This window comes from Anabaena sp. CCY 9402-a (assembly GCF_963920945.1).
Taxonomy (GTDB): domain Bacteria; phylum Cyanobacteriota; class Cyanobacteriia; order Cyanobacteriales; family Nostocaceae; genus Trichormus; species Trichormus minutissimus.
Genome location: NZ_CAWUDL010000204.1, coordinates 1 through 911 on the forward strand (window position 1 = coordinate 1; position 911 = coordinate 911).

1 protein-coding gene is annotated in these 911 nt (G+C 35.9%); it reads right to left on the bottom strand.

Features of this window, described 5'->3' with window-relative positions; all coding sequences use genetic code 11:
• Positions 1 to 190: 190 nt before the first annotated feature.
• Positions 191 to 688 (bottom strand): HugZ family protein, encoded by a 498-nt coding sequence (locus tag ACM0OR_RS28305; protein WP_414579728.1) that lies wholly within the window; start codon positions 686 to 688, stop codon positions 191 to 193.
• Positions 689 to 911 lie beyond the last annotated feature (223 nt).

Here is a 911-nt window from a genome sequence, read left to right on the forward strand (position 1 = left end):
TTTTATCTTCTCTGTTTATTTTCCTATAAAATTTATTTTAAAGATAGGTCTAATAGATAAATCTAGTGGATTGAAGTTAAGGATACTTCAAGTGCGGAATTAACTTTTTACCCATTACTCATTACCCATTACTCATTACTCATTACTCATTACTCATTACTCATTACTCATTACTCATTACTCAGCACTTTTATGCTTTGTCGCCAGTGATTTGGGTGAGTTGATTTAGGCGATCGCCACTGATATGGTATGCTGCCCCAAACCCAATCACAAATCTTCCCTCAGTAGGAGTCAGGCGGAAAATGCGAAAGTCAGCCAAGCCGCGCAAAACTTCGATAATCTCACCAAAACGTTGCTGAAATTGGTCAACTACTTGATTCCATGTATCAGATTCTCGCTCAATCAGAGTAGCTGTACAATCAAAACTCAACCGACGACGAGCAAAAATTTGATTAGTCTTTGTCTCATCCTCAATAAATAAAACACACACATGAGGATTAGCATAAATATTTTGAGTGTGAGTTGATAATCCACTTACATATATATATATATTCTTCGCATCATCCATGACAAAGGGTGTATAGCTTCCATTAGGAAGACCCTGGTCATTTACTGTACTAATAATTACACTCTCAAAATCTTGAGTAAAACTTTCATACTCAACTTGAGCTTTTTCTAGTTGACTCATAAGTAAATTTCTATTTATTTAGCCACACCTAATCAATTATCCTAACGTGCTGTAACAATAAGATGTTTAACTAATCATCTAGTTACTCCAGGTAAGGATAGACAACAGATAACACCACAACTCAAGACTTATAACTCAAGACTCAGCACTCACCACTCCGTTATAACTCAATACGGTTCAGTTAAGGCTCAAAGTGATGTAAAGTAGGCATTGTTGCCAAGAA